Origin of the sequence: Pararhizobium polonicum (genome assembly GCF_001687365.1) — a bacterium.
Classification (GTDB): Bacteria; Pseudomonadota; Alphaproteobacteria; order Rhizobiales; family Rhizobiaceae; genus Pararhizobium; species Pararhizobium polonicum.
Genome location: NZ_LGLV01000005.1, coordinates 42568 through 62754 on the forward strand (window position 1 = coordinate 42568; position 20187 = coordinate 62754).

Below are 20187 nucleotides of genomic sequence, written 5' to 3' on the forward strand. Positions count from 1 at the left end.
CTATGCATTCTGGACGACGCTTCTTTTTTGAGCGTCCACGCCCCATCCGGTAATGCACGTCATGCGGGGGTTGGATATTGCCCCCGCAGCGTCTCGTCATCCCAAAGGGTTTGGGATCATCCGCCCGGTCCCAGTCCGCTTCCACCAGCCGTATCGTCGTCGGCACAAACGGCGTCGTCCCGCCGATCTGAGGTCGTCTCGCAAAACAGCGCGTGAAGGAACGGCGGTCGGTTACGGCTGCCCGCCGGGTTTGGGCGTCCGGGTCACCTCGGCGCCATAGGCATCGCGCAGTTGGCTTTCCTGTCCGGGTTGCCGATCGGCGGCCTGATGGAGCAGCGTCGTCGTAAATCCAGCGAGGAGTGTTCCCTCGATCACGATGACATCGGCGTTGCCGGGGTTGTTGGAGCGCTCGAACCAGTCGACCGAATGATGCAGCACGTTCATTTCGAACGCCCGGTTGGTGACGCCGTGGCCGACGATGACAAGCGTGTCTTCGCTGCTGTCCGGCTCCTGCATCACGGTTTGCAGAAAGAGGCGGACGCGCTGTGCGACATCCGCCCGGCTTTCCCCGTCCGGCGGCCGTGCGTAGAATTTTCCGCTGTTGTTCCTCAGTCTCGCCCAGCGCTCGAACTCGTCGGGAAATTTCTGCTTCTGTTCGGCCTGATCGTAGATCTCGGTGAAGAGACCGAAATCCTGCTCGCGCAGCAGGTAATCCTCTCTTACGGCGCCGACGATCCCGGGCGGCAGAGCGTCCAGCAAGGCATCCTTGCTCTGCCGCGTTCTCAGATAAGGGGAATACCAGACTTTAACCGGACGGACTTCCGGGCGCGGCAATGCGTCCAGATAGGCGGCGATGGTGTGGCCGGCCGCCGTCATCTGCCGTTGCCCCCACTGGGTGAGAGGAACGTTGTGATCGCCGAATTGCCGGTAGGCCCGTTCGTCGAGGTTGCCAAGCGATTCGCCGTGGCGGACGAGAAAGATACGCATCAGCTATCCCGCGCTGTTTGACTTGGAGTAACGCGCATCGCCGGTGCCGTCAAACGCGGAGGAAACAGACCCGTCGCATGACGGGTCTGGATGGTATCCGTCAGTCCGCCCGATCCCAGTCGGGTGCCAGACCGCCGGGGCTGACGATGCGGCCGTTCGGGCGGGCCAGCTTGTGGATCGCGGCCATCTCGTCACCGGTGAGATCGAAATCGAAGATGTCGAAATTTTCCGGCAGGCGGCTTTCGGTCGCCGTCTTCGACAGGGTGATCACATCCTTCTGCTGGATCAGCCAGCGCAGCACCACCTGGGCGGCGGTCTTGCCGTGCTTGGCGGCAATGTCCTTCAGCAATGGCTCGTTCGGCACCTTGCCATCGGCCATCGCATAATATGCGGTGATCGACATGCCGGTGGCACGGGCCGCCTCCAGAACCTTCGTCTGGTCGAGATAGGGATGATATTCGATCTGATTGGTGGCAACAGGTGCTTCGCTCAGCGCCACCGATTGCGCCATCAGCGCGGTGTTGAAATTGCTCACGCCGATATTCCTGACCTTGCCGGCCTTTTTCACTGCGTTGAGTGCGCCGATCTGCTCGGCCAGCGGCACGCCGCTGCTGGGCCAATGGAGAAGCAGGAGATCGACATAATCGGTGCGCAGCTTCTTCAGGCTTTCATCGACGGAGCTCAAGAAATCGGCGTGTTTGTAGTTGTCGACCCAGACCTTGGTGGTGAGAAAGATATCGCCGCGGGCAACGCCCGACGCTTCGATGGCCTCACCGACCTCGGCCTCGTTGCGATAGATCTGCGCCGTATCGATATGGCGGAAACCGAGCTTGATCGCCTGCGGCACGATGCGCAGCACGTCCGGGCCGGGCATGCGGAAGGTGCCGAAGCCGAGAACGGGGATATTGGCGCCATGGGCGCTGACTGTCTGCATGGGATTGTCCTTTCGGAGAGAAGACCCGGCAGGCGGCCGGGTCTGGAATGGTTATTTATAGATGTGGCGTTTGCCGTCCGGGTCAAGTCGCTTGAGTCAGACCGCCTGGGCAAGAGCTTCCGGCTTGCGGTCCAGCATGCCGCTGATGATGGTCAGAACGAGAGCGCCTGCCACCAGGATCGCACCGACCCATGGCGTTGCCTGCAGGCCGAGCGGCGAGGCGACCACCAGGCCACCGATCCAGGCGCCGGCGGCGATGCCGAGATTGAAGGCGGCGATGTTGAGCGCCGAGGCGACATCGACGGCGCCGGGGCGGTGCTGCTTGGCCAGCTGCACCACATAGATCTGCAGGCCGGGCACATTGGCAAACGACAGGAAGCCGAGCGCTGCAAGCGTGATCAGCGCGGGGACCGGCGAAACCGAGGTGAAGGTGAAGATCACCAGCACGGCTGCCTGCGCGGCAAACAGCCAGGTCAGCGCCTTCACCGGATTGCGGTCGGCAATGCGGCCGCCGATGATGTTGCCGGCAGCGATCGCCAGGCCGTAGAGCACCAGCACGAGGCTGACGGAGGAGGCAGCAAAGCCGGTGACCTCCTGCAGCATCGGCGCAAGGAAGGTGAAGGTGACGAAGGTGCCGCCATAGCCAAGCGCCGTCATGCCGAAGACCAGCAGCAGGCGGCCCGAGCCGAGCACGCGGACCTGATCGAGCAGGCTGGCCGCAGGCGCCTTCGACAGGGTCGAAGGCAGCAACACGGCAATCGCGGTCAAGGCAACGGCGCCAAGGCCGGCGACGGCCCAGAAGGTGGCCCGCCAGCCGAATGTCTGGCCGATGAAGGTGCCGAGCGGCACGCCGGTGACGATGGCGACGGTCAGCCCCATGAACATCAGCGCGATGGCCGAGGCGCGGCGATTTTCCGGCACCAGATCGGCGGCGATCGTCGCGCCGACGGAGAAGAAGACGCCGTGGGCGAAGGCCGACAGGACGCGGGCGACCAGCAGCGTCTCGTAGGAAGGGCTGAGTGCTGCAAACGTATTGCCGGCGATGAACAGCGCCATCAGGCCGAGAAGCAGCGGCTTGCGCTCGATCCGGCCGGTAAGCGCAGTCAGGATCGGGGCGCCGAAGGTGACGCCGAGCGCGTAGATCGAGACGATCAGCCCGGCCAGCGGCAGGGTGATGCCGAGATCGGTGGCAACGGTCGGCAACAGGCCGACGATGACGAATTCCGTCGTTCCGATCGCATAGGCCGCGATCGTCAGTGCAAAGAGGGCAAGAGGCATGGAAGCACCTTTGTCGCCGGTGGGAGGCCGGCGTGTTGGTGGCGGCAGGCCGGAGATCCGGGCCGTCAATGGGTTTCGTTGAGCGGAATATGGGCCAAAGGCACTTGCGCGATAATCCATAGGAATGGATAAATACTTGTGAAATGAATTCACAAGGAACGCCATCATGGACAATCGGGCAGGGGAGATGGAGGTCTTCGTCGCAGCGGCGGAGCTGAAGAGCTTTTCCGCGGCCGGCCGCCGGCTGCGGTTGTCGCCGTCGGCCGTCAGCAAGCTCGTCACCCGCATCGAGGACCGGCTGGGAACACGCCTTCTGGTGCGCACCACGCGGTCGCTGCTTCTGACGCCGGAGGGCGAGGTCTATCTCGGCCGCGCCCAGAGGATACTGGCGGAGATCGCCGAAACGGAAGAGCTCGTGGCCGGTGGCGGCCGGGCGACGCCGCGCGGCCTGCTACGGGTCAATTCCACGATCGGTTTCGGCGAGCGCTACATCGTGCCGCTCGCCGGCGAGTTTCTGGCGCGTTATCCCGAGGTGAGGCTCGATCTGTCCCTGAGCGACGGCATTATCGATTTGATCGAGGAGCGCACCGACATCGCCTTCCGGACGGCGCCGATGCGGGATTCAAGCCTGATGGCCCGGAAGCTTCTCGAAAGCCACCGGATCACGGTGGCGACGCCGGACTATCTGGCGCGGCGCGGCACGCCGAAGCACCCGGACGATCTCGCCAACCACAATTGCATCACCTTCACCTTCGGGCGAAATCCGGGCGAATGGCCTTTTCGCGATCCGCAGAGCCGTTCGGTGTTTTCGCGGCCGGCGCCCGGCAACGCGCAGGCATCGAGCGGCTCGATTGCCCGCACGCTTTGCCTGACCGGGCTCGGTATTGCCCGTATCGGCAAATTTCACGTCGAGCCGGATCTCGAAAAGGGTACGCTGGTCGAGGTTCTCGAAGACTATAATCCGCAGGACCCGGAGCAGGTTCACGCGGTCTTTGCCGGTCACGAACATCTCGCCGCCCGCATCCGCGCCTTCATCGACTTCCTCGCCGAAAAGATGGAGTAGGCGGGTGGACCCACCCGCTCACCCGAAGACAACCGGGCTTACTCGGCGGCTTTCAGCGAGGCGATCATCGCCTGCAGTTCCGGTCCATGTTCCTCCTGCATGCCCTTGGTGCCCCAATAGGTGATCACCAATATCTTGCCGGGCTTCGGCGACAGGAAGGTCAGGCTGATGCTGACGTCGCCGTCATTGTCCTTGCCGTCCCAATCGAGGCTCGTCGCCTTCATGCCGTTGAGCTCGCCGTTCGATTCCTTCTGGGTAGCGAGATCGACGGTGACGCCGCTTTTCTTGAGGAACTCGACGCAGGCGTCGATCACCTCCTTGCTCCCTTCCTCGTCCGTCACATCGATGGAAAGATAGATGGCATCGTCGCCGGCATTGGCCTCGATGCCGGAATCGGTTTCCTTCGGTCCCCAGCTGTCGGGAATGGTGATCGAGGCGACCGGTTCGTCGCTCGGAAAGTCCAGCGTTGCGGCATAGGACGCGGCGGGCAGACATGCGGCAAACAGCGCCGCGGCGATCAGTCTTTTCATGATCAGTTTTTTCATGGGGGTTACCTCCTCATTGGATCACAACTTTAAAGAATGGCTGTCATCGGTTTCAGCACGGCAAGACAAGCCGGCCGGAACCGGCATCGGGATGCGGGCTTCAAAAGATCGCCGGGGGCATCCGGGCTATGAGAAATACCTGAAATTCCGGCGGGCCGGGCGTCCAAATTTGGGGGAAAGCAGCGCCTGCCGCCGCTTGTCCGGCGCGCTGGTCAGTGGCGCCCGCGCTGTTTGTGCGGCCAGATCGCTTGACTGGCGGGATCGCTCTGGCAATTTGGCAGGAAAGGCCTCACATCTTTCTCCTGATAAACCCCAGCCGAGACCCCTCCATGCCTGAGCCACGAGAAATGTCCCTGACACCCGATCTGGTGGCGCTGTGCCACAGGGATATGATCGATCAGGGCCCCGACGGGCCGTGGACGGCGATCAGCGACGCGCAGTACCGGGATCTGGCTGAAAAGCTGGAGAGGGAAAGCCATGGTGAGCCGCTTTGGGTGTTTGCCTATGGTTCGCTGATCTGGAAGCCGGAATTCGAGGCGATCGACCGGCAGCGGGCGACGGCGTTCGGCTGGCACCGGTCCTTCTGCCTGCATATCAACCGGTGGCGCGGCTCGCACGAGCAGCCGGGGCTGATGATGGCGCTGGAGCGCGGCGGGCGATGCGACGGCGTCATCTACCGCCTGGCGGACGGCAACCGCGCCGCCCAGATCGAGCGCATGCTGCGGCGTGAAGTCAGCGCCGTCGAGAATATCGATGCGGTCCGGTGGCTGCCGGTCAAGGCCGAGAGCGGCCCGTGCCGGGCGCTGGGCTTCTGGGTTGGGGCGACCGGGGAGCGCATCCGCTCCCGCCGGCCGCTGGATGAGGTCGCGGGCATTCTGGCGCGGGCCTGCGGGCATATCGGGTCCTGCGCCGAATATCTCTACAACACCGTCGCGCATCTGGAGGATTTCGGCATTCACGACCGCAATCTCTGGCGCCTGCAGAAGCTGGTGGCCGACGAAATCCGAACGATCCATCGGCAGGATGCCGCATTGCAGGCCTGCTGTCAGGGTTAAAAGAGCTCCGTCCGGTGGCTGGCCGGTACAACGTCTTGAGATGATGGAAAATCCTGGAAGGCAGTCTTGGAAGAATGCCCGGTCTTGTGTGCAGTCACCGTGCCGGTTCGCTGGGCGTAAGGGACAGCAATCGCACCCCGTAAGAGATCAATTATCCTCGGAAGACGTGTCCTGTTCGTCGGCCTGTTTTTCCGGCCAGCCAAGCAGCGTGCAGGCAACCAGACAGAAGCAGCCCCAGACGATGGCGACGGTTGGAAACCACATGAATGTGGTGTTCTCGATGATCTCGTGACGGATCAGTTGATGCCATATCGCCATAATGGAATAGGCGCCGGCAAGGGCCAGCACCGGCAGCGCAAGCATCCGTTTTACAAAGGAAATCCACGTCATACTCTCTCTCCGATCTTGGCGAGAGAGTATGTGCGTTGCGGAAATACGCAATACCCTAGATTGTATTATGGTAAAAATGAAACCGGAGATGCAGGCCGCCGAAGGCCAGATATTCCTCCCCGCCGCAGAGGCGAAAATGGTGACCGCGAGGGCTCCAGACGGCTCCAACTGGCCTTGTGCGAACCGCCCGGTTTACCGCTTGACTGCCACCAGAAACAGCCTTGGAAATTTGAGCAGCACGCGCCCGTCGGCCAGCGGCGGATAGGCCTCGCGAATGCGTTCGAGATAGGCGGCAAGATAGGTTTCGCGCAGCTCTGCCGGCAGTGCGTCGAGATAGGGGCGAAGACCGGTGCCCTTCACCCATTCGACGATCGCTTCGGCATTGGCCAGACGGTGGTAGTAGATCGTGTGCCAGACGTCGATCCGGATGGATTTCGCCGTCAGCCGGTCGAGATAGACGGCCGGCGCGGGCAGGCGCGCACGGCGGCTGCCATCCGTATAAAATCTGGAAAAGCGTGCGTCTTCCGTGAGATAGCGCATCGAGGCATGTGACGGTTCGTCGAGATTGTCCGGCATCTGCACGGCAAGCGTTCCGCCGGGAATGAGCTGGTCCATCAGCCGGTCGAGAATGGCCAGATGGTCCGGCAGCCATTGAAAGACGGCGTTGGCGAAGAGCAGAACGGCGGGCTGGGGCGGCGCCCATTGCGCCAGATCGCCCTTTTCAAAGCGGGTATTCGCCATTCGCCTGCGGGCCGCCGTCAGCATGTTTTCGTCGCTGTCGATGCCGGTCAGGAGATAGGCGGGAAACCGGTCATGGATCAGCTCCGTCGAATTGCCGGGCCCGCAGCCGAGATCGTAGAGCGGACCGTCCGGCAGGTTCGGAATCTGGTCGAGCAGATCGCGGGCCGGCCGTGTCCGTTCGTCCTCGAATTTCATGTACTGTTCGGCAGACCAAGACATCTCTTGTCCTTCTGTGATTAGAGGCTTTCCAGCGACGGCAGGATCAGCGACGGGCCATAATCGGCATATTCGTCCGGCATGTTGCCGCGGTTGATCCAGACGGTCCGGAAACCGAATTTGGTGGCACCGGCGATGTCCCAGCGGTTGGAGGACTGGAAGGATACGGCGTCGGGATAGAGCCGGTAGGTGGTCGTCACCATGTCGTAGACCGCAGGCGCGGTCTTGAAGGATTTGACCGTCTCGACCGAGAAGATATCGTCGATGATGAGATCGAGCCCGGCCTTCTTCACCGCCGATTGCAGCATCTGCGGTGTGCCGTTCGACAGGATGGCGATGCGCGCGCCGCGATCCTTCAGGTGTTTCAGCACGCCGGGCACTTCCGGATAACAATCGAGATGCCAGTAGGCGTCGAGCAGGGCCGTTTTCAATGTGCGGTCGGCTGAGGGAAACCGGGCAAAGGCATAGTCGAGCGACTGTTCGGTCAGCGTCCAGAAATCGGTATAGGTGCCCATCAGCGTCCGGATCCAGGAATATTCCAGCTGTTTGGCCCGCCAGAGATCGGAAAAGGCCTGGCCGTCGGCTCCCATCGCCGGGGCATGCCTGCGCACCGCCGCATGCACGTCGAACAGCGTGCCATAGGCATCGAACACATAGGCCGCATGAGACATAAAACCCTCCCGTCATTCCCTTCGCGCCGGATCTCTTTCAACATGGGAAAAAGAGATGGCAGCGCCTTGATCGATCGCATTTTTCCGCCGCCGGGTCTTGCCGTCGGCAGACATCATACGATCACCGTATGAATACGGTTCTTTCGCTGGGATCATGTCAAAAATTTGTGCGATGCACAATGATTCCCGGCAAAACCCGGATCAACTCTTGGTGGGTTTCCAGACCTTGGCGGGAAAACGCAACGCCTGCCGGGCGAGCTTTCCCTTGAGGCCGAGTGCGGTGTCGCAAAGGCCGGTCACATGCCGGTTCGGCTTGGCCTCGGGCCGCAATGCGTGCAGGGCAGCCGCAGCCTCCTCCGGTTGCATATAGCGGGCGAGGATGCCGAGCGTCAGCGCCGTCGAGCGGCCGATGCCGCGCAGGCAATGGATCAGCAGATGCGCATCCTCCGGCAGGCCATCGATGAAAGCAAACGCCTGTTCGATATGTGCCGCCCGCGCCGCATCCGGCTCGTCGGGGTCGGTGACATCGCCGAACAGCAGTTGCAGATGCCGCTCCGCCGGCAGGTCGATCATCGACAGAAGCTTGGTGCCATCCGCCCGGATCGAAATCAGATGGCTCGGCGCGTAGATCGCCCGGTTGTGCCGCGCCTCGGTCTGCGAGGCGACGATCATCCGGACCGGCCAGCCGTTCGGATGGGACGGATTGGTGCCGAGCAGCGGCACATAGAGCGCATCCGCCTGCTTCTCAGCCGCCTGCCTTTCGGCCGCAAGTGCCATGGGTCGCCTCGTGATTCCGTTGCCTTGCCGGCGAAAATATCAGCGAGGACGGGGGCGGGGGAAGAGGGTTTTTTAACAGGCAGGGCAGGACGGCGCGGGTCCGTCCGGGTGCGGCAGTGGCTCCAGCCTCAAATGACAAGCTTCGTTATAATGTTTCCACGAAAACATTATAACCGACTCGATTGCCGCAGCCGGTGGTCCGGCAAGGCCGCAATCGTCACTTCTTCTTTTTGGGTGCGGCCTTCTTCACCGGCTTTTCGTCCACGCTTGGCTGCTGGCCGAGCCGCAGGGCTTTCAGCATGGCCGTCTTCTTGTTGCGCGCCACCAGTTCCGCGTTGATGATGCCCAGCGCGGCGGCGGACGTTTCGTCCTGGCTGCGTCGCACTGTGACCTTTGCAGGCGCCTTGGCATCGTTTTTATCGGTCAATGTGATGAACTCGCTCTGAAATTTCCAGGATGGGTGGCGGCGGGAGATTGCTCTCCCGTGCGCATGTTAAAACACGGCGAGATATTTCAGCAGTGAAATAATGCCGATGATGATCACGATGATCCGGACGATCTGCTTGGCGCGGCCGTCGATCGGCAGCCTGGCAACAAGATAAAGAACGAGCACGATAACGAGAAACGTGATCAGAATACTGATCAGCATGGATGATGCCATTTATTCCACTCCATAAAAGAACGACGCTTTTCAGCGGTTAAGGCTGAAATAGGGCGCGTCGTCCTGAATGGAAGCATGGCAGGGTGGAATAAATCTGTGCCGCAAAGCGGGTTATAGTGTCACGCGCTCCGCTCCGGACCATCATGGAGAGAGGTTGGTGTGCCCTAGAACCGGGTGATGACGCTGATCCCCAGATCCTGCGCGGTATCCATCGTCGTCAGCGCCGGCACGGCCTCTTCCAGGCTGATATGGCGGCCGATCAGTTTTTGCGGGTTGAGCTTGCCGGTTTCCAGCATCGCCATCATTTCCTGGTAGCGCCAGGCCTGCATGCCGTGGCTGCCGTAGATTTCCAGCTCGTGGCCGATCACCTGGCTCATCGGGATCTGCGGGCTGGCATGCTCGCCGAGCATCAGGCCGACCTGCACATGGCGGCCGCGGCGGCGCAGGTTCTTGATCGAGTTGAAGCAGGTGACGGGCGAGCCGAGTGCGTCGATCGAGACATGCGCGCCGCCCCTGGTGATCTCGCGCACGGCTTCCGCCACATCGCCCGTAACGCTGCCGTCGATGGTGGCCACCGCGCCGATCTCGCGGGCAAAGGAGAGCTTGGTCTCGGAAATATCGATGGCAATGACATTGGCGCCCAGCGCCGTGGCGATCATGATCGCCGACAGGCCGACACCGCCGCAGCCATGCACCGCCACCCATTCGCCGCCGCGCACCCGGCCCTGATCGACGATGGCGCGGAAGGATGTGGCAAAGCGGCAGCCGAGGCTGGCGGCCGTGGCATAATCGAGGTTCTCGGGCAGATGCACGAGGTTCTGGTCGGCAAAATCGATGGCGACATATTCGGCAAACGAGCCCCAATGGGTGAAGCCTGGCTGAAACTGGTTGGCGCAGACCTGCTGATTGCCCGAATGGCACTCGCCGCAGCGGCCGCAGCCCGACACGAACGGCACCGTCACCCGGTCGCCGATCTTGTAGCGCAGCACGCCTTTTCCGGTGGCCGCCACGGTGCCGGCCAGCTCATGGCCCGGCACATGCGGCAGGGCGATATCGGCATCATGGCCCATCCAGCCATGCCAGTCGCTGCGGCAAAGCCCGGTCGCCTCCACCTTGATGACGACGCCATCGTCGCTGGGCGTCGGGTCCGGCAGCACGCGGATATCGGGTGTCTTGCCGAAGACGTCGTAATACATGGCTTTCATCGAACGGGTCCTTTTTGCTTGCGGCGGCAGACTATGCGAGCCGTCCTTTGCGATCCAGATTGGACGGCATGACTTTTTTTGATGTACCTATTTACCCCGTTTCTCGATTTTCCGGTTATGCCGGATACGACAAAGACAAAACAGGAGACCGTCATGGCCGTCGAGACTTCCCCGCGCAGCACAACCTGGACCTATGTCGATGGCGAATGGCTTTCCGGCAATCCGCCGCTGATCGGCCCGACCTCGCATGCCATGTGGCTCGGCTCGACCGTGTTCGACGGTGCCCGCTGGTTCGACGGCATTGCGCCGGACATCGATCTGCATTGCCAGCGCGTCAACCGCTCGGCCCTGGCGCTCGGCCTGAAGCCGGTGGTAACGGCCGAGGATATCGAAGGCCTCGCCTGGGAAGGTGTGAAGAAATTCGACGGCAAGACGGCGATCTATATCAAGCCGATGTACTGGGGCGAACACGGCATGCCCGGCAGCGTCGTCGCGGTCGATCCGGATTCGACCCGGTTTGCGCTCTGCCTGTTCGAAGCGCCGATGGGCGAGGGGCCGGGTGGCCAGTCGCTCACCGTCTCTCCCTTCCGCCGCCCGACGATCGAATGCATGCCGACCGACGCCAAGGCCGGCTGCCTCTATCCCAACAACGGCCGCATCCTGATCGAGGCGCGCAAGCGCGGCTTCTCGAATGCGCTGGTGCGCGACATGCTCGGCAATATCGCCGAAACCGGCTCGTCCAATGTCTTCATGGTGAAAGATGGCGTCGTCTTCACGCCCGCCGCCAACCGCACCTTCCTCGCCGGCATCACCCGCACCCGCGTCATCACGCTGTTGCGCGACGCCGGCTTCGATGTGGTCGAGACCAGCCTGACGCTTGCCGATTTCGAAGGCGCCGACGAAATCTTCACCTCGGGCAACTATTCCAAGGTCGTGCCCGTCACCAAGCTCGAAGACCGCGACCTGCAACCGGGCCCGATCGCCGCCAAGGCGAAGGATCTGTATATGGATTGGGCGCACTCGGCCGCGTCGGATTTGTGAGGCAAAGGCGCAGGTCGCCGCAATGTCCTTCGCCCCGCTTGCGGGGAGAAGGCGGCCGACAGGCCGGATGAGGGGCTGTACCCGGGCGCACCTGGTTCATCCGTCTTGGCTGGAAAGCGGCGTTACCCGTTGAAAGGAATCGCTTCTTTCAACGCCTCGGAGGCCGCACTTTCATCCTTATCCTCGATGACGGCCGCCACCGGGTGTCGCTCATTGCGCGCCCGAGGCGACGCGACGTCCCGCCAACCTCACAGCCCGGCAGACAACCCTGCGCTTCCCGCGCGGCGGTGCATCAGCCAGGCCTGAAGACAGATGCCGGCAAGGAAGATCACCGCCCAGATGGCCGTGACCGTCTGCACCGGGGCCGAATCGGGGCCGTTGCCGATCGGGCTGGATGGCGGCAGGCGTGACAGGGTTTCGTTGATGCCGGGGATCATCAGCAGGAAGAAGGTGAAGGACAGCGACAGTGCCTGCAGGTAGCGGTTGAGGCGGCCGAACCAGCCGAGCCTGGCCATGATCAGCGAGAAGACGACGGCGAGAATGGCGAGGATGCCGATCGCGTGCCCCGCATTGAAGCCGCCGGTGCTCGACAGGCCGAAGGATGTCACCGCCGACAGGATCAGCGTGATGATGTAGATCCGGCCCGAACTGGATGTGGGCACGATGGCCGCGTATTTCGAAAAGGAATAGAGACCGGCCACGATGGGCGCGATGCTGATGACGGTATGGACGATGCCGAGCGTGGACAACGGATTGGCCATGGAAATTCCCCCTGAGTGATGAAAATCGATGCGCAGAAACTGTCAGCCCGTCCGCCGCCTGCCGCTGTCTGGCAGAAATATTGCCATTTGGCCGCGAACCTCGTGGGGATTTTGATATGTTAGGGATGACTGTGCAATTGAATTCGGATAAGGGTGCGCCGCAAAATGGCAGCGTGCCGGCAACCATCGCCCCGTGTGAGGCGATTGGACCGGCGCATTCAGGCCAACCGAAAAAGGATTTCGTTTCATGCTGAATGGTCATGGTGCCGGCGTATCGCGGCAGTTTAACGGGCGCGATAACGCGCCGGCTGCGCATCTTCAGCCCGCTCCTGCGCGGGAAGACACCGCCATGTTGTTGCGTCTGAGCGCCGTGGCGCTGCTGACTGTCGGTGCCGCCGCTACTCTGATTGCCTTCGTACAATAGGCGTTCTGTAAAAAATGGGCGCGGACTTCTGAGCCGCGCCTGCCGGATATCCGGCATTCCTCGACACCCTGATTCGTCCCGATGATCTGACCGTTAGACCGCCGACAGGCTGTCGAGCGCTGCCGTTATCCTGCGCCGGTCGGCCGGGGTGAGCGGCAAAATCGGCCGGGGTGGATCGAAGCGGCTGAGATCGAGCAGATTGGCCACAGCGTGCACGACGCGGTAGCTGCTTAGCTCGCGAAACAATGTCCACAACGGCTCGAAAAGAGCATGGATGCGCTGTACCTCGGCGCGATCGCCGGCTTGGGCCGCCCGCATCAGCTTGACGGATGGTTCCGGCAAGATCCCGGCAATGACGCTGTACCAGCCAACGCCGCCGGACAGGATGGCCTCCGCCGCCAGCCAGTCGCCGCTGTAGCCGATGGCGAAACCGGCGGGAACGGCAGCCTGCGTTGCGCGATGGGCGGCGGGCATGCTTGCGGCCGCCAGGGCCGGATTTTTCACCGCGACGATGGTCGGGATGTCCGCAAGGCGGGTCAGCAGCGCGTCGCTGATGGAAAAATGCGTCGTGCCCGGGTTGTTGTAGACACAGAGCGGCAGCGCGGTCGCTTCCGCGACGGCGGCGAAATGCGTGAACACCTCATCGTCACCGAGCGGCGTGTAGGAGACCGGCGCCAGCAAAAGCCCCTGCGCGCCGGCATCGCGGGCATCCTGCGCCAGCGCGATCGATTCGTCCGTGCGCAATGCACCGACACCGACGATAACGGGCGTGCGCCCGCCGAGGCTCACGGCGGCGGTCTCGATCGCCCGCCGCTTCTCCTGCCGGCTGAGATACATATAGGAACCGGTGCTGCCCAGCAGGCCGACGGAATCAGCCCCGGCCGTGCCGATGCGCGTCAGAAGGGCGCCCAGCGCTTCGGTATCGACGCGTCCGTGGCTGTCGGCGGGTGTGATCGGAAAGGCGGACAGGCCATGAAACAGCATATCGGATCTCTGTTCTGGAAAAGGGGTTCTGGAAGGCGGCTACTGATCCCGGCAAGCGTGATCGTTGGGCGGCCGAAGGTCAACGCCGGGATTGTCCCTGTATCATTTTATCGGGTGTCATTTTGCCGGCGCGTTCAGCATCTCGTCCGTCAATTCGCCGCCCAGCTCCACAGCTTTGGTCTGCTTGTTGTAGACGCAGATCTGCGTGATCCGGCCATCCGCGCCCTTCGGCTTGCCGCTGACCAGCGCCAAGCCGAAGTTTTCCGAGCCGAAGGGATCGACGACGGCTTGCGGCGTTTCGATCGATCCGGCTGCAGCCTCCAGGCATTTCACAGAGACGTCGGCGCGCAGGGCATCCCATGCATCGTCCGAAGAGGCGGCGGCGGCGACAGGCATCAGCCCGGCGGCGAAAACGGCGATCAGGGCGGTGCGGCGGTGAAAAGACATCTGATTTCCTTGCCTTATTGCGGATCGAAACAGTCGGCGACCCTGCCGGTGCATCATGTCCATTCTGTGCCCATAACGGCACGAGGAACAACTGCTTGGCGAAAGTATTTTCCAAGCCTGTAGCGAAATTTGGCATGACGGCAGTTGCCTGTTGGGGCCGTGGTGCCTATGTTCCGCCTCATCGATTTCCTTCATGAATTCCATTCGGATTTCATGAACCCCGCCAGCTAAAGGAGAGACCATCATGGCTTTCGAATTGCCGAACCTGCCTTACGACTACGATGCACTCGCGCCCTACATGTCGCGCGAGACGCTTGAGTATCATCACGACAAGCATCACCTGGCTTACGTGACCAACGGCAACAAGCTGGCAGACGAAGCCGGTCTCTCGGCCCTGTCGCTGGAAGAGATCGTCAAGAAGTCCTACGGCACCAACCAGCCGCTGTTCAACAATGCCGGCCAGCATTACAACCACCTGCATTTCTGGAAGTGGCTGAAGAAGGGCGGCGGCGGCACACAGCTTCCGGCCAAGCTCGATGCGGCCATCAAGTCCGATCTCGGCGGCTACGACAAGTTCCGCGCCGATTTCATCGCTGCCGGCGTTGGCCAGTTCGGCTCGGGCTGGGCCTGGCTCTCGGTCAAGGGCGGCAAGCTCGAAATCTCCAAGACCCCGAACGGCGAGAACCCGCTGGTGCATGGCGCATCGCCGATCCTCGGCGTCGACGTCTGGGAACATTCCTACTACATCGACTACCGCAACGCCCGTCCGAAGTACCTCGAAGCCTTCGTCGACAGCCTGATCAACTGGGATTACGTGCTCGAGCTTTACGAAGCCGCCGCATAAGGTTTTCATCCCTGCGATGACCATCAAACCCGGCAGCGATGCCGGGTTTTTTGTGGGAAAAATCCGTCTCCGTCAGGGGCGGGACGCCGCAGTTCCGGCTACAAACGCGGTCAGCAGGTTGCGCCCATGCGGCCAGTCGCCAAGGCCGCTCTGACCGTTGATATGTCCGGCCGCGCCGATCTCGACAAGGCCGCTGCCCCACGCCTGTGCCCGTTCTCTCTGATAGCCGATCGTGCCATAGGGATCGTTGCTGCTGGCGACGATCAGCGACGGCATGCGCAATTGCCCGGCCGGCGGATCGGCAAAGTCCCGCGCCTCCTGCGGGAATGCCCCGGAGCGGGGATCGGGAACGGCGGCCAGAAACGCTCCGGCGACGGGCAGGGTGGAGACTTTCTGCCAATGGGCGACAAGAAGGCAGGCGAGGCTATGGGCCACCAGCAGCGGCGGGCTTGCCGAGCGGCCGACGTCGCGCTCCAGCGCGGCAATCCAGTCCTCAAGCTCCGGCCGGTCCCAGTTCGATGGCTGGAAGCGTCGCATCCGGGCGTCCGCCGTCTGCCAGAGCGTTTGCCAGTGGCTTGCGCCCGATCCGCCGATCCCCGGCAAAATGATGATGTCCGTCATGGTCTCTCCTGAAAATACCGTCAACGCTGCAAAGATGATGGACATGGCTGCGGTTTGGAATGAGAATTCATCGGAAAACACAGCGTGTTGCCGATGGATTGAAGGTGAAACATGGGAATTGCAGACACGGACCGGCCGATGCTCGATCCGACCGATATCGCCATTCTCGAAGTGATGCAGGAAAACGGCCGCATCGCCATTTCGGAGCTGGGACGCCGGGTCGGTCTCTCCCAGCCGGCGACATCGGAGCGCGTCAAACGGCTGGAGGAGAAAGGCATCATCTCCGGCTATGGCGCGCGCATCGATGCCGCCGCCATCGGCCTGGGGATGATGGCGGTCATCCGCCTGCGCACCACGCATGAGCATATCCGCGCCTGCCTTAAACTGTTTTCCGAAATGCCGCATGTCATGGAGGTCCTGCGCCTGACCGGCGAGGATTGTTTTCTGCTGAAGGTGCTGGTACCGACGCCGGGAGAGCTGGAAACGATCGTCGACACCATCGCCCGGTACGGGGCGGTGACCACATCGCTTGTCCTGCGTAGCGAACCGCCGAAAGCCATCGGCCGTGCCTTGCTGCAAAGACTGTAAATCACGGAGCGGATTTCGGATTGCCACATGGCTCCGTGTCACCGCTGCGTCACAGTGCTGAATTAAGCAGCGGTCATGTCCGATCTATCCGCCCCCATCCTCCGCTTCGGCATCGTCGCCGATCCGCAATATGCCGATATCGCGCCGAATGCGGCGCTCAACCGATACTACGCGGGAAGCCTTGCCAAGCTCGCTGAAGCCGTTTCGGTGTTCAATGCGACGGAACTCGATTTCGTCATGACGCTCGGCGATGTCATCGATCGCGACTGGGCGAGTTTCGGCGATATCCTGCCGGTCTACGAGACGCTGCGCCACAAGCGGCTGTTCCTGCTCGGCAATCACGATTTCGCGGTGGCGCCGCAGCATCTCGGCGAGGTATCCGCGCGTCTCGGCATGCCCGGCCGCTATTATGATTTTGCCATTGGCAACTGGCGCTTCGCCGTCCTCGACGGCAGCGATGTCAGTGTCTTTTCCACTCCGTCAGGCGATCCGCGCAATGCACTCGCCACCGAACGGTTAGGCGCCTTGCAGGATGAAGGCGCGATCAACGCGCACACATGGAACGGCTCGCTCAGTGACGCGCAGTTTGCCTGGCTCTCCGGCGTTCTGGAAAAGGCCAAGGCCGATGGCGAGGCCGTTCTGGTGTTCGGCCACTATCCGGTCTTCCCGCCCAACGCGCACAATATGTGGGACAGCCAGCGGATCATCGATCTGCTCACCGGCTTTGCCTGCTTCAAGGGCTATTTCTGCGGCCACAACCACGATGGCAATGTCGGCGAAGTGGATGGCCGTCCATTCGTCACCTTCAAGGGCATGGTCGATACACGGCACGAAAACACCTTTGCGATCGTCGAGATTTTCGAAGACCGGATCGCGATCGAGGGTTTCGGCCGCGAAGACAGCAGGATCCTTCCCATCCGCGCATAGCGGAGGGGAAACGGTGATCCCTGCGGCTCAGGCGTCGTGGTAACCCAACGCGGCAAACTGTTCCTTGAACCACCAGAAACCGGCGGCGGTGACGACGAGGACCACGGCGAACAGCACCCAGCCGAGCGGCTTCAGGGTATTGCGCTCCGCATCGCGGTAATCGAGGCCGGTGCCGAACAGGGTAAAGGCCAGCCCGAACACCACGCAGAACGGCACCAGGAAAAAGGCTTTGAGCGAATAGCGCACTTCCGGTGCGCCGGCCTTGGCCGCCTGAAGCGGCTCGTACAGAAAATACCATCCGATGGCTGTACCGACGGCAAGGATGAACAGGCCGCCGAGGCGATATTTGATATTCTGGAGCAAGAGAGCAGTCCCCGAATGAAGTGCAGATTCGCGCAGTCTGCCTCATTCCGGAAAGGATTTCATCCGTGATTGCTGATATTGCCGGGGCCTGCCGCGAACACGGGCGGGACGTGAGGTTCAGGATGGGGCGGCTGTTGGCCGGTTGCGGACCTTGAGTGACTGTGGTGTTCTGCCGTTGCAAAGGCCTTCAGATGTTCAGCAGGTGCGCAGATGTCAAACACAGTTTCGGAAATTTTGCTTCGCTTCGATAACTTCAACGACTCCGTTCTCGAAGACATATCTATTAGTTACGCTCGTGGCCCCCGTCCCGATATTCAAATTGTTCTGAATTGTCAGGACGACCTCAACCCTCAAACGACCCGAAGACAGTGTTTCGTGAATTTTCAGGACGTGGAGGAGTTCAAGCTTGAACAGCGCCTTAAGACGTCATCAATCGTCGTGTCTTTCGGAATCGCGGTCATTATGGAGGCCGGATTGACCTATGTGGATTTCGCCTGTGATGGTTTTTTGGATCGCACGATCCAGGAAGTTCGCGCTGGTGGCTTCTATATTGGAGCCAGAAAAGTCGATTTTACATTGCCGTAGGCGTGCCATGCGGCGAACCTTTATTGGCACGAAATAGCCACCGCACCTTCAGCCGAGGCTAACACGGCGCAAGCGTAAACGGCCTACCCGACTCAACATCACTCTACGCTCTCTCCGACCGCCACGCTATTCACCTGCCATCCCCTGATCCACAAATCCCGCAACCCGTCGCCTTCGCCGCGAAAATGCGCCTGCGTGGCTTCGCAGCTTTCCACCCTGTCGGCACGAAAATTGCGGATGGCCTGGCGCAGCTCGCACCAGGCGACCACCACGGCCGTGGCTGAGTAGTAGATCAGCGCCAGCGGCCGGATGGTGCGCTGGCTGGCGCGTCCTTGTTCGTCGCGATAGTCGAGGACCAGCTTCTGTTCGTCGCGGATCGCCCGGCGCACCAGCGCAAGGTCCAGCCCGGAGGGTGGCGGCGCGATGGCGCCCCAGGCATGCAGGGCGTTGGCGCGCAACGCCTGGCGCAGCGGCGCCGGCATGGCGCCGGCGATCTTCTGGTTGACGCGCTTGGCGGCATCCTTCAGTTCGGCGTCGCCGGTGCGCTCCAGAAGCGCCAGCGCCAGCACGATCGCCTCCGTCTCCTCGATCGAGAACATCAGCGGCGGCAGGTCGAAGCCGGGGCGCAGGATATAGCCGATGCCGCGCCCGCCCTCGATCGGCACCCGCATCGCCTGCAGCGCTGCGATATCGCGGTAGATCGAGCGCACGGTCACTTCGAGGGTCTCGGCAATCTGCGCCGCCGTCACCGGCCGTGTCGCCAGCCGGAGAATCTGGATGATCTCGAACAGTCGCGATGCCTTGCGCATGGGGTCTCTTTTCGTGTCCAGGCGAAACGCTCCTGCCAGAACCCTGTCAGTTGGGTGGCGCTATAGCATGTCCGAAAGCACTTGAAAAACAAGCGCTGTACCGATTGCGGCACTCTCTGGAAAGACGGACAACTGACATGACCTATGCGGAAAACCTCTGGCTCTTCTTCACGCTCCTCTTCGGCATCATCATCGTGCCCGGCATGGACATGGTCTTCGTCATGGCCAATGCGCTGACCGGCGGGCGGGCATCGGGATTGACCGCGACGGTCGGCATCATGGCGGGCGGTGTCTTTCACACGCTCTATGCGGCGCTGGGCGTCGGCTTCCTGTTGCATCTGGTACCGCAGCTGTTCAACGTGCTTTTGCTGGCGGGGGCTGCCTATATCGCCTGGATCGGCCTGTCGCTGGCCCGCAGCAGCATTGCGATTGCTTCGGTCGAGCCGGGTGCCCGGCTGTCGCTCTGGACGAGCTTTAGGCGCGGCGCGCTGACCAGCATCCTCAATCCCAAGGCCTATCTGTTCATGTTCGCCGTCTATCCGCAGTTCCTCAAGCCCCAGTTCGGCCCGCTCTGGTCGCAGGCGCTGATCATGGCCATCATGATCTCGGTGACACAGCTTGCCGTCTATGGCGGCCTGGCGCTGGCCGCCGGCCGCAGCCGTGACGTCATCGTCGCAAGCCCGCGTGCGACCGCCATCGTCGGCAAGACGGTCGGTATCGTGCTGATCATCGTCGCTGTGCTGACGGCCTGGGAGGGGTGGCGGACGCTGGCATAGGCTCAGGACGGGATGGTCCTGAGCCCGGCATGTTGAGCGTTCAGATCCCCGTTTGGCGGCAGACGACAACGCGCCAGCCATCCGGATCCGCATAGGTGAAGCTGCGCCCGAGCCAGTACGGATTTTCTGGCTCGACCGGCGCATGGCCCATCCGCTGCATGCGGGCGTTCAGCCGGTCATAGGCGGCGATATCCGTCACGTAGAGGACGATGAGGTTGTCGAGGCTGGGGGCCGGGCAGGGGCTGCCGGCGCCATGATGGGTGAATTCAAGATGCACGGCCTTTCCGGGCAGTCCCAGCATGACGCCGTCATAGTTGTTATGCGCTTCGAAGCGGGCAAGTTCCGGCAAACCGAGGCCATCCCTGTAGAAGGCAATCACATCGTTGAACTTGTCGGTTGGCCGGGCGATCCGCACCTGGACGGGCACCGCGTTTTCGCCGAGCGTATATTCGGCCGTTTGCGTTTGAGTGATATCGGTCATGCGGTTCTCCTTT

At 62.0% G+C, this 20187-nt stretch carries 28 protein-coding genes; 10 read left to right on the plus strand and 18 right to left on the minus strand.

The features are described 5' to 3' along the window. Positions 1–231: 231 nt before the first annotated feature. From ADU59_RS05990 to ADU59_RS06000, 3 genes are all read right to left on the minus strand, one after another. A complete protein-coding gene (locus tag ADU59_RS05990; protein ID WP_068952736.1) occupies positions 232–987 on the minus strand; it encodes a histidine phosphatase family protein in 756 nt (251 codons plus the stop codon). A 100-nt stretch (positions 988–1087) separates the two neighbouring features. Next, positions 1088–1921 (minus strand): aldo/keto reductase, encoded by an 834-nt coding sequence (locus ADU59_RS05995; protein ID WP_068952738.1) that lies wholly within the window; start codon positions 1919–1921, stop codon positions 1088–1090. A 96-nt stretch (positions 1922–2017) separates the two neighbouring features. Next, entirely contained in the window at positions 2018–3199 is a 1182-nt protein-coding gene (locus tag ADU59_RS06000; protein WP_068953711.1) for an MFS transporter, read from the minus strand. 166 nt (positions 3200–3365) lie between these two features. Between ADU59_RS06000 and ADU59_RS06005 the strand changes: the two genes are divergently transcribed. Beyond that, entirely contained in the window at positions 3366–4262 is an 897-nt protein-coding gene (locus ADU59_RS06005; RefSeq protein WP_068952740.1) for a LysR family transcriptional regulator, read from the plus strand. 38 nt (positions 4263–4300) lie between these two features. Here ADU59_RS06005 and ADU59_RS06010 read toward each other — a convergent pair whose 3' ends face one another. After that, positions 4301–4807, minus strand: a complete 507-nt coding sequence (locus tag ADU59_RS06010; RefSeq protein WP_338012925.1) for a histidine kinase — start codon at positions 4805–4807, stop codon at positions 4301–4303. On the opposite strand from ADU59_RS06010, the gene ADU59_RS30205 reads away from it, so the two are divergent. Beyond that, on the plus strand, positions 4791–5144 hold the full coding sequence (locus ADU59_RS30205) for a hypothetical protein (RefSeq protein ID WP_139093148.1): 354 nt from the start codon (positions 4791–4793) through the stop codon (positions 5142–5144). The genes ADU59_RS06010 and ADU59_RS30205 overlap by 17 nt on opposite strands. Then, positions 5137–5862 (plus strand): gamma-glutamylcyclotransferase, encoded by a 726-nt coding sequence (locus ADU59_RS06015; RefSeq protein ID WP_244506359.1) that lies wholly within the window; start codon positions 5137–5139, stop codon positions 5860–5862. The genes ADU59_RS30205 and ADU59_RS06015 overlap by 8 nt, the downstream gene beginning before the upstream one ends. A gap of 147 nt (positions 5863–6009) precedes the next feature. On the opposite strand, the gene ADU59_RS06020 is transcribed toward ADU59_RS06015, so the two are convergent. The 7 genes from ADU59_RS06020 to ADU59_RS06045 all read right to left on the minus strand — a co-directional run bounded on the left by ADU59_RS06020 (position 6010) and on the right by ADU59_RS06045 (position 10523). Beyond that, the gene (locus ADU59_RS06020) at positions 6010–6252 is read right to left on the minus strand and encodes a hypothetical protein (RefSeq protein WP_139093149.1); all 243 of its coding nucleotides are present in this window, start codon (positions 6250–6252) and stop codon (positions 6010–6012) included. A gap of 192 nt (positions 6253–6444) precedes the next feature. Next, the gene (gene tam, locus ADU59_RS06025; protein ID WP_068952746.1) at positions 6445–7212 is read right to left on the minus strand and encodes a trans-aconitate 2-methyltransferase; all 768 of its coding nucleotides are present in this window, start codon (positions 7210–7212) and stop codon (positions 6445–6447) included. Between the two features lie 17 nt (positions 7213–7229). Next, a complete protein-coding gene (locus tag ADU59_RS06030; protein WP_068952748.1) occupies positions 7230–7880 on the minus strand; it encodes a haloacid dehalogenase type II in 651 nt (216 codons plus the stop codon). 201 nt (positions 7881–8081) lie between these two features. Beyond that, entirely contained in the window at positions 8082–8657 is a 576-nt protein-coding gene (locus ADU59_RS06035; protein ID WP_068952750.1) for a dual specificity protein phosphatase family protein, read from the minus strand. Positions 8658–8874: 217 nt separating this feature from the next. Then, positions 8875–9084, minus strand: coding sequence for a hypothetical protein (locus ADU59_RS06040; protein WP_068952752.1), 210 nt, complete (start codon positions 9082–9084; stop codon positions 8875–8877). A gap of 66 nt (positions 9085–9150) precedes the next feature. Next, positions 9151–9318 carry a Thivi_2564 family membrane protein gene (locus ADU59_RS30840; RefSeq protein WP_099050760.1) on the minus strand — a complete coding sequence of 56 codons (168 nt, stop codon included), beginning with the start codon at positions 9316–9318 and terminating at the stop codon, positions 9151–9153. Between the two features lie 164 nt (positions 9319–9482). Further along, complete coding sequence (locus ADU59_RS06045; protein WP_068952754.1) at positions 9483–10523, minus strand: zinc-dependent alcohol dehydrogenase family protein; 1041 nt, start codon at positions 10521–10523, stop codon at positions 9483–9485. Between the two features lie 153 nt (positions 10524–10676). Here ADU59_RS06045 and ADU59_RS06050 point away from each other — a divergent pair, with 153 nt between their 5' ends. Continuing rightward, positions 10677–11564 (plus strand): branched-chain amino acid aminotransferase, encoded by an 888-nt coding sequence (locus ADU59_RS06050; RefSeq protein ID WP_068953713.1) that lies wholly within the window; start codon positions 10677–10679, stop codon positions 11562–11564. 248 nt (positions 11565–11812) lie between these two features. Here ADU59_RS06050 and ADU59_RS06055 read toward each other — a convergent pair whose 3' ends face one another. Next, complete coding sequence (locus ADU59_RS06055) at positions 11813–12325, minus strand: hypothetical protein (protein ID WP_068952756.1); 513 nt, start codon at positions 12323–12325, stop codon at positions 11813–11815. A 247-nt stretch (positions 12326–12572) separates the two neighbouring features. On the opposite strand from ADU59_RS06055, the gene ADU59_RS30575 reads away from it, so the two are divergent. Then, positions 12573–12749 (plus strand): hypothetical protein, encoded by a 177-nt coding sequence (locus ADU59_RS30575; RefSeq protein WP_158515702.1) that lies wholly within the window; start codon positions 12573–12575, stop codon positions 12747–12749. Positions 12750–12842: 93 nt separating this feature from the next. Here the strand turns inward: ADU59_RS30575 and ADU59_RS06060 are convergent, their stop codons facing one another. Both ADU59_RS06060 and ADU59_RS06065 read right to left on the minus strand, forming a co-directional pair. Further along, positions 12843–13733, minus strand: coding sequence for a dihydrodipicolinate synthase family protein (locus tag ADU59_RS06060; RefSeq protein ID WP_068952758.1), 891 nt, complete (start codon positions 13731–13733; stop codon positions 12843–12845). Positions 13734–13850: 117 nt separating this feature from the next. Then, positions 13851–14180 carry a hypothetical protein gene (locus ADU59_RS06065; protein ID WP_068952760.1) on the minus strand — a complete coding sequence of 110 codons (330 nt, stop codon included), beginning with the start codon at positions 14178–14180 and terminating at the stop codon, positions 13851–13853. Positions 14181–14424: 244 nt separating this feature from the next. Between ADU59_RS06065 and ADU59_RS06070 the strand changes: the two genes are divergently transcribed. Beyond that, positions 14425–15024 carry a superoxide dismutase gene (locus ADU59_RS06070; RefSeq protein WP_068952762.1) on the plus strand — a complete coding sequence of 200 codons (600 nt, stop codon included), beginning with the start codon at positions 14425–14427 and terminating at the stop codon, positions 15022–15024. Between the two features lie 72 nt (positions 15025–15096). Here ADU59_RS06070 and ADU59_RS06075 read toward each other — a convergent pair whose 3' ends face one another. Then, positions 15097–15645: an RBBP9/YdeN family alpha/beta hydrolase gene (locus ADU59_RS06075; RefSeq protein ID WP_083198175.1), complete on the minus strand. Its 549-nt coding sequence runs from the start codon at positions 15643–15645 to the stop codon at positions 15097–15099. Positions 15646–15756: 111 nt separating this feature from the next. Between ADU59_RS06075 and ADU59_RS06080 the strand changes: the two genes are divergently transcribed. Beyond that, positions 15757–16233 (plus strand): Lrp/AsnC family transcriptional regulator, encoded by a 477-nt coding sequence (locus ADU59_RS06080; RefSeq protein WP_068952764.1) that lies wholly within the window; start codon positions 15757–15759, stop codon positions 16231–16233. 75 nt (positions 16234–16308) lie between these two features. After that, entirely contained in the window at positions 16309–17160 is an 852-nt protein-coding gene (locus tag ADU59_RS06085) for a metallophosphoesterase (protein ID WP_068952766.1), read from the plus strand. Between the two features lie 27 nt (positions 17161–17187). Here the strand turns inward: ADU59_RS06085 and ADU59_RS06090 are convergent, their stop codons facing one another. Continuing rightward, positions 17188–17523 (minus strand): hypothetical protein, encoded by a 336-nt coding sequence (locus tag ADU59_RS06090; protein WP_202970061.1) that lies wholly within the window; start codon positions 17521–17523, stop codon positions 17188–17190. Positions 17524–17733: 210 nt separating this feature from the next. Between ADU59_RS06090 and ADU59_RS06095 the strand changes: the two genes are divergently transcribed. After that, positions 17734–18108, plus strand: coding sequence for a hypothetical protein (locus ADU59_RS06095; RefSeq protein WP_068952768.1), 375 nt, complete (start codon positions 17734–17736; stop codon positions 18106–18108). 98 nt (positions 18109–18206) lie between these two features. On the opposite strand, the gene ADU59_RS06100 is transcribed toward ADU59_RS06095, so the two are convergent. Then, complete coding sequence (locus tag ADU59_RS06100; protein WP_068952770.1) at positions 18207–18917, minus strand: helix-turn-helix transcriptional regulator; 711 nt, start codon at positions 18915–18917, stop codon at positions 18207–18209. A 137-nt stretch (positions 18918–19054) separates the two neighbouring features. Between ADU59_RS06100 and ADU59_RS06105 the strand changes: the two genes are divergently transcribed. Then, positions 19055–19693, plus strand: coding sequence for a LysE family translocator (locus tag ADU59_RS06105; RefSeq protein ID WP_068952772.1), 639 nt, complete (start codon positions 19055–19057; stop codon positions 19691–19693). A 40-nt stretch (positions 19694–19733) separates the two neighbouring features. On the opposite strand, the gene ADU59_RS06110 is transcribed toward ADU59_RS06105, so the two are convergent. Continuing rightward, complete coding sequence (locus tag ADU59_RS06110) at positions 19734–20174, minus strand: VOC family protein (RefSeq protein WP_068952774.1); 441 nt, start codon at positions 20172–20174, stop codon at positions 19734–19736. Between the last annotated feature and the right edge of the window lie 13 nt (positions 20175–20187).

What these genes read in the sequence shown, in the direction of transcription:
- ADU59_RS05990 (WP_068952736.1), bottom strand. Translation starts at nt 987, where the DNA reads ATGCGTATCTTTCTCGTCCGCCACGGCGAATCGCTTGGCAACCTCGAC.
- ADU59_RS05995 (WP_068952738.1), bottom strand. Translation starts at nt 1,921, where the DNA reads ATGCAGACAGTCAGCGCCCATGGCGCCAATATCCCCGTTCTCGGCTTC.
- ADU59_RS06000 (WP_068953711.1), bottom strand. Translation starts at nt 3,199, where the DNA reads ATGCCTCTTGCCCTCTTTGCACTGACGATCGCGGCCTATGCGATCGGA.
- ADU59_RS06005 (WP_068952740.1), top strand. Translation starts at nt 3,366, where the DNA reads ATGGACAATCGGGCAGGGGAGATGGAGGTCTTCGTCGCAGCGGCGGAG.
- ADU59_RS30205 (WP_139093148.1), top strand. Translation starts at nt 4,791, where the DNA reads ATGATCAGTTTTTTCATGGGGGTTACCTCCTCATTGGATCACAACTTT.
- ADU59_RS06010 (WP_338012925.1), bottom strand. Translation starts at nt 4,807, where the DNA reads ATGAAAAAACTGATCATGAAAAGACTGATCGCCGCGGCGCTGTTTGCC.
- ADU59_RS06015 (WP_244506359.1), top strand. Translation starts at nt 5,137, where the DNA reads ATGCCTGAGCCACGAGAAATGTCCCTGACACCCGATCTGGTGGCGCTG.
- ADU59_RS06020 (WP_139093149.1), bottom strand. Translation starts at nt 6,252, where the DNA reads ATGACGTGGATTTCCTTTGTAAAACGGATGCTTGCGCTGCCGGTGCTG.
- tam (WP_068952746.1), bottom strand. Translation starts at nt 7,212, where the DNA reads ATGTCTTGGTCTGCCGAACAGTACATGAAATTCGAGGACGAACGGACA.
- ADU59_RS06030 (WP_068952748.1), bottom strand. Translation starts at nt 7,880, where the DNA reads ATGTCTCATGCGGCCTATGTGTTCGATGCCTATGGCACGCTGTTCGAC.
- ADU59_RS06035 (WP_068952750.1), bottom strand. Translation starts at nt 8,657, where the DNA reads ATGGCACTTGCGGCCGAAAGGCAGGCGGCTGAGAAGCAGGCGGATGCG.
- ADU59_RS30840 (WP_099050760.1), bottom strand. Translation starts at nt 9,318, where the DNA reads ATGGCATCATCCATGCTGATCAGTATTCTGATCACGTTTCTCGTTATC.
- ADU59_RS06045 (WP_068952754.1), bottom strand. Translation starts at nt 10,523, where the DNA reads ATGAAAGCCATGTATTACGACGTCTTCGGCAAGACACCCGATATCCGC.
- ADU59_RS06050 (WP_068953713.1), top strand. Translation starts at nt 10,677, where the DNA reads ATGGCCGTCGAGACTTCCCCGCGCAGCACAACCTGGACCTATGTCGAT.
- ADU59_RS06055 (WP_068952756.1), bottom strand. Translation starts at nt 12,325, where the DNA reads ATGGCCAATCCGTTGTCCACGCTCGGCATCGTCCATACCGTCATCAGC.
- ADU59_RS30575 (WP_158515702.1), top strand. Translation starts at nt 12,573, where the DNA reads ATGCTGAATGGTCATGGTGCCGGCGTATCGCGGCAGTTTAACGGGCGC.
- ADU59_RS06060 (WP_068952758.1), bottom strand. Translation starts at nt 13,733, where the DNA reads ATGCTGTTTCATGGCCTGTCCGCCTTTCCGATCACACCCGCCGACAGC.
- ADU59_RS06065 (WP_068952760.1), bottom strand. Translation starts at nt 14,180, where the DNA reads ATGTCTTTTCACCGCCGCACCGCCCTGATCGCCGTTTTCGCCGCCGGG.
- ADU59_RS06070 (WP_068952762.1), top strand. Translation starts at nt 14,425, where the DNA reads ATGGCTTTCGAATTGCCGAACCTGCCTTACGACTACGATGCACTCGCG.
- ADU59_RS06075 (WP_083198175.1), bottom strand. Translation starts at nt 15,645, where the DNA reads ATGACGGACATCATCATTTTGCCGGGGATCGGCGGATCGGGCGCAAGC.
- ADU59_RS06080 (WP_068952764.1), top strand. Translation starts at nt 15,757, where the DNA reads ATGGGAATTGCAGACACGGACCGGCCGATGCTCGATCCGACCGATATC.
- ADU59_RS06085 (WP_068952766.1), top strand. Translation starts at nt 16,309, where the DNA reads ATGTCCGATCTATCCGCCCCCATCCTCCGCTTCGGCATCGTCGCCGAT.
- ADU59_RS06095 (WP_068952768.1), top strand. Translation starts at nt 17,734, where the DNA reads ATGTCAAACACAGTTTCGGAAATTTTGCTTCGCTTCGATAACTTCAAC.
- ADU59_RS06100 (WP_068952770.1), bottom strand. Translation starts at nt 18,917, where the DNA reads ATGCGCAAGGCATCGCGACTGTTCGAGATCATCCAGATTCTCCGGCTG.
- ADU59_RS06105 (WP_068952772.1), top strand. Translation starts at nt 19,055, where the DNA reads ATGACCTATGCGGAAAACCTCTGGCTCTTCTTCACGCTCCTCTTCGGC.
- ADU59_RS06110 (WP_068952774.1), bottom strand. Translation starts at nt 20,174, where the DNA reads ATGACCGATATCACTCAAACGCAAACGGCCGAATATACGCTCGGCGAA.